The sequence below is a fragment of the Kineococcus deserti genome, assembly GCF_050871945.1.
Classification (GTDB): domain Bacteria; phylum Actinomycetota; class Actinomycetes; order Actinomycetales; family Kineococcaceae; genus Kineococcus.
In genome coordinates this window covers 1-4,692 of the sequence record NZ_JBJLSI010000069.1, presented here as the reverse complement: position 1 = coordinate 4,692, position 4,692 = coordinate 1, and the positions used below count along the sequence as shown (strand labels likewise).

General features: G+C 75.4%; 5 protein-coding genes. 3 read left to right on the top strand and 2 right to left on the bottom strand.

Features of this window, described 5'->3' with window-relative positions:
* Positions 1–173: 173 nt before the first annotated feature.
* Positions 174–1,727 carry an aminopeptidase P family protein gene (locus ACRYR2_RS24910; protein ID WP_432565692.1) on the bottom strand — a complete coding sequence of 518 codons (1,554 nt, stop codon included), beginning with the start codon at positions 1,725–1,727 and terminating at the stop codon, positions 174–176.
* A 107-nt stretch (positions 1,728–1,834) separates the two neighbouring features.
* Between ACRYR2_RS24910 and ACRYR2_RS24905 the strand changes: the two genes are divergently transcribed.
* Genes ACRYR2_RS24905 through ACRYR2_RS24895 form a run of 3 tightly spaced genes read left to right on the top strand, consistent with a single transcriptional unit; the run spans position 1,835 to position 3,998 of the window.
* Positions 1,835–2,503 carry a DUF6758 family protein gene (locus ACRYR2_RS24905; RefSeq protein ID WP_432565691.1) on the top strand — a complete coding sequence of 223 codons (669 nt, stop codon included), beginning with the start codon at positions 1,835–1,837 and terminating at the stop codon, positions 2,501–2,503.
* A 35-nt stretch (positions 2,504–2,538) separates the two neighbouring features.
* Positions 2,539–3,396, top strand: a complete 858-nt coding sequence (locus tag ACRYR2_RS24900) for a PHP domain-containing protein (protein ID WP_432565690.1) — start codon at positions 2,539–2,541, stop codon at positions 3,394–3,396.
* Positions 3,393–3,998: a MarC family protein gene (locus ACRYR2_RS24895; RefSeq protein ID WP_432565689.1), complete on the top strand. Its 606-nt coding sequence runs from the start codon at positions 3,393–3,395 to the stop codon at positions 3,996–3,998. Before ACRYR2_RS24900 ends, ACRYR2_RS24895 begins: the two co-directional genes overlap by 4 nt.
* 4 nt (positions 3,999–4,002) lie before the next feature.
* On the opposite strand, the gene ACRYR2_RS24890 is transcribed toward ACRYR2_RS24895, so the two are convergent.
* Positions 4,003–4,584 (bottom strand): oxygenase MpaB family protein, encoded by a 582-nt coding sequence (locus ACRYR2_RS24890; protein WP_432565693.1) that lies wholly within the window; start codon positions 4,582–4,584, stop codon positions 4,003–4,005.
* Positions 4,585–4,692: the final 108 nt, after the last annotated feature.

The window sequence follows — 4,692 nt, the reverse complement described above, 5'->3', positions numbered from 1 at the left end:
CCCGGCGGCGCCCCCCCCCCCCGCCCCCCCCCGCCCCCCCCCCCCCCCCCCCCCCCCCCCCCCCCCCCCCCCCCCCCCCCCCCCCGGGTCGGGATGCGCGTCGGGGTTCGAGCGCGCTGTCACCGCGTGCGCGGTGAACGGGCGCGGGCTCACCGCGCGCCCGAACGGGCGGCTCAGCGCAGCGAGGCCATCCACGCCTCGACGGCGTCGGGGTCGCGGGGGAGCGCGGCGGTCAGGTTCTCCACCCCGTCGGCCGTCACGAGGACGTCGTCCTCGATCCGCACCCCGATCCCGCGCAGTTCGGCGGGGGCCAGCTCGTCCTCGCTCTTGATGTAGATCCCCGGTTCGATGGTGAACACCATCCCCTCGCGCAGCTCGGCCTCGAGGTACATCTCGCGTCGGGCCTGCGCGCAGTCGTGCACGTCCAGTCCGAGGTGGTGGCTGGTGCCGTGCGGCATCCACCGGCGGTGGTACTGGCCCTCGGGCTCCAGCGACGTCGCGGCGTCGACGGGCAGCATGCCCCACGCCGACAACCGGTCCGCGACGACCTTCATGGCCGCCTCGTGCACCTCGCGGAACTTCACGCCGGGCCGGGCCACGGCGAACGCGGCGTCGGCGGCGTCCAGGACGGCCTGGTAGACGCGGCGCTGGGCGTCGGAGAACGTGCCGTCGACCGGCAGCGTCCGGGTCACGTCGGCGGTGTAGAGCGAGTCCACCTCGACACCGGCGTCGACGAGCAGCAACTGCCCCGCCGAGATCGGGCCGTCGTTGCGGATCCAGTGCAGGGTGCAGGCGTGATCGCCTGCGGCGGAGATGGTCTCGTACCCCACGCCGTTGCCGTCGACGCGGGCGTTGCCGTCGAACGCGGCCTCCACGACACGTTCGCCGCGGGGGTGGCCGACGGCCTGAGGCAGCGACCGCACGACCTGCTCGAAACCCCGGGCGCTGGCGGCGACGGCCTCGCGCAGCTGGCCGATCTCGTACGCGTCCTTGACCAGCCGCAGTTCCGACAACGCCGTGACGAACTCGTCGTCGGCGTGCTCGGGGACGTCTCCGCGCAGCGGCGCGACGAGGGTGGTCACGGCCGGGTCGGCGTCGGCCAGCAGCCGGGAACCCTTCGCCTGCTCCAGGCCCGCGCCGAGTTCGTCGGCCAGCGCCGCGACGTCGTGGCAGGTGATGCCGGTCTGGGCGGCGAGCGCGGTCAGCGACGGTCGCGGCCCCACCCACAGTTCGCCGTAGCGGGCGTCGGCGAAGAACTCCTCCGACTCCCGGCTGCCCTGCGGGCGGACGTACAGGACGGCCTCGTGGCCCTGCTCGCGCGGGTGCAGGACGAGGACGGCGTCGGCCTCCCGGTCGGTGCCCAGCCCGGTCAGGTGGGCGAACGCGGAGTGCGGGCGGAACCGGTAGTCCGTGTCGTTCGAGCGCCGCACCAGGGACCCGGCCGGGACGACGAGGACCTCTCCGGGGAACAACGACGAGAGCACCTCGCGGCGACGGGCGGCGAACGGTGCGGCGGACCCGGCAGTGAGGTCCTCGGCCGGGGCCGGCCCCCAGCCCTGCGCGATGAACGCGCGGAACGCGGCCGAGCGCGGTGTCGAGCGGTGCGACTTCTCGTTCTCCTCCGCGCTGGCCACCGTCGGACCCTCGGCCTCGGGAGCCTGCACGTCGAGGACCTCCTCGACGGAGTCGGTGGCGTCGGGCGTGCCGGTGGTCGTCTGCGAAGTCACCCCGCCATTCTCGCCCGGACCGGTGCGCGGTGTCCCCACCACCCGTCGATCGTGACTCTGCGTGAGCACAGGTTGACGTTCAACGCCTGTCGGGGCCACCGTGGGGTATGGGCGGTTCGGGAACGTGTCCCCGCTGCGACGACGCGGTGCGGGCACCGAACATCTGGCACTCGTCGGCGACCTGCGCGGTCCACGGCGAGGTGGTCCCGCTGCAGCCCGCGCACGCCGCGGACGCCGAGCACCTGGCGTGGATCGCCCGGCACTCCGAGGTCCCCGTGTGGCTGCCGTGGCCCCTGCCGGACGGCTGGCTGGTGACCGGAACCCGGTGCGTGCGGGACGAGCGGCACGAGGCGCAGGCCGTCGTCGTGGCCGTCAGCGGGCCGCACCACGGCCCCCCGGGTGTCTCTCCGGTCGCCGACCTGCTGCTCGTCTCGGAGAAGCCCGGGATCGGCCTGGGCGCGCACCTGGCCGGCCGCGACGACGTCGACCCCGGTGAGGGACTGGTCGCCGGCCCGCCCGCGGTCCGGCTGCACGCCGGTGGCGCCGCGACGCCGCTGTGGCCGGTCCCGGCCGAGGGGGACCGGGCGGTGCTCGTCGGGGAGGCCCGCGCCGTCTGGCTGTGGGCGCTGTTGTGGCCCGCGGCGGCCGGGGTCACGCTGCTGGACGACCTCGAGCTCGTCGACCTGCGCGACCCCGACCACGCGCTGGACGTGCCGTGCGGTGCGCTGTCCCCGCGGCTGCGGTGGGGGACGACCGCGGCCCCCGCACGCTCCTGACCGGACCAGTCGCTCACGCGGCGTAAGCTCGTGGGGTGCGCATCGATCTGCACACGCACTCCATCGCGTCGGACGGGACCCAGTCCCCTGCCGACGTCGTCGCCTCCGCAGCGCACGCCGGTCTCGACGTCGTCGCCCTCACCGACCACGACACCAGCTCCGGGTGGGCCGAGGCGTCCGCGGCCGCCGACCGGCTCGGGCTGCGCCTCGTGCCCGGTGTCGAGATCAGCTGCCTGCTGCGGCGCGTGTCGGTGCACCTGCTGTCCTACCTGCACGACCCCACCGACGGCCCGCTGACCCGGATGCTGACCGGGTCGCGCACCTCCCGCGAGAGCCGCGCCCGGCTGATGGTCGACCGGCTCTCCCCGGACACCGGCCTGCGCTGGGAGGACGTCCTGGAGCACGTCCACGGCACCGCGACCATCGGCCGGCCGCACATCGCCGACGCGCTGGTGGCCCGCGGGGTCGTCGCCGACCGGGACGAGGCGTTCGCGACGCTGCTGTCCGGGCGCAGCAAGTACTTCGTCCCGCAGACCGCGCCGGACCCGGTCGAGGCGGTCCGCCGCGTCCGCGACGCCGGCGGGGTCCCGGTCATCGCGCACCCGGCCGCCTCCAAGCGCGGCAGCTGCATCGGCGACGTCGACATCGAGGCGATGGTCGAGGCGGGGCTGGCCGGCCTCGAGGTCGACCACCGCGACCACTCCGACGCCGAACGCTCCCACCTGCGCGACCTGGCCCGCTCGCTGGACCTGTTCGTCACCGGCTCCAGCGACTACCACGGGACGGGCAAGCGGAACCTGCTGGGCGAGAACACGACCGATCCCGAGTCGCTGCAACGCATCGACGAGCTCGCCGCCGCGACGAGCCCGTCGCAGGGAGCCGGCAGCGCGTGAACTGGCAGTTGTTCGGGGAGAGCTTCGTCACGCTCTTCGTCATCATGGACCCGCTCGGAACGGTCCCGATCTTCCTGGGCCTGACCTCCAGCTTCAGCGTGGCCGAGCGGTCCCGGGCGGCCCGGCAGGCCGTCCTCGTCGCCTTCGGCGTCATCGTCGCGTTCGCCGTCTTCGGTCAGCGGATCCTGGACTACCTGCACATCAGCCTGCCCGCGCTGCAGGCCGCCGGTGGGCTGCTGCTGCTGCTCATCGCCCTGGAACTGCTGACCGGCAAGGGCGACGAACCGACCAGCACGGTCGGGGTGAACGTCGCGATGGTCCCGCTGGGGACCCCGTTGCTGGCCGGGCCGGGCGCCATCGTCGCGACCATGGTCTTCGTGCAGCAGTCGCACGGCTGGGACGACCGGCTGGCCATCGCCCTGGGCGTGGTGGCCGTGCACGTCACGCTGTGGCTGGCCATGCGCTTCGCCGGCGTGGTGCACAAGCTGCTGGGCGACTCCGGGGTCCTGCTGGTCACCCGGGTGGCCGGTCTGCTGCTGTCGGCCATCGCCGTGCAGCTCGTCGCCGACGCCGTGCGCACCTTCGTCCTGGGCGAGGCCTGAGGCCTCACCGCCGCGGCGGGTCCTCGCCCAGACCCCGCAGCCCGGTCGCCAGCTCCTCACGCGAGATCGGGGAGGGGACCGGACGGGCCCAGGACGGCAGCAGCGCCAGGGCCAGCACCGACGTCCGGGCCCAGTCGTCCCCGAGCCCGTCGGCCGGGACCAGCAGCGGTCCTGCCGGCCGCAGACCCGCCCGCACGCGCGCGACGTCGGCACCGACCTCGGCCAGGGTGCCGGGCAGGTCGTCGGGTTCGGCGCCGAGCAGCACGGCCGTCGACCGCTGCTCGCGCACGTACCGGCCGGCGTCGGCACGCGTCGGTGCCTGCCCTGCGGCCGCCGCCGCGGCCAGGACGCAGTGGACCCGCAGGGCGTGCCGCAGCGCGAGCGGGTCGGGATCGTGCCGCCCGGCCCGCGCGGAGCCGCTCAGCGCCCGCTCCCGGGCGGCGAGGGTCAAGGCCCGCACCGGCGCGAACACGGCCGCACGCAGCAGCGCGGCGGTGTCCAGCGCCCGCCGCCACGGGTGGCGCGGATCGGTGGAGCTCACCTGCGCCAGCGCGGGGTGTCGATCCTCCACCAGCGTCGCGGCCAGGACGGCGACCTCCAGCGTCGGGGGGGGGGGGGGGCCGGCCGCGGAGCGGGTCGGGGCGGCGGCCCGGGGGGGGTGGGCGGGGGGGGTGGAGGGGTGGATCTAGGGGGG

Coding starts and splice junctions, on each gene's coding strand:
- ACRYR2_RS24905 (WP_432565691.1), top strand. CDS start 1,835: ATGGGCGGTTCGGGAACGTGTCCCCGCTGCGACGACGCGGTGCGGGCA.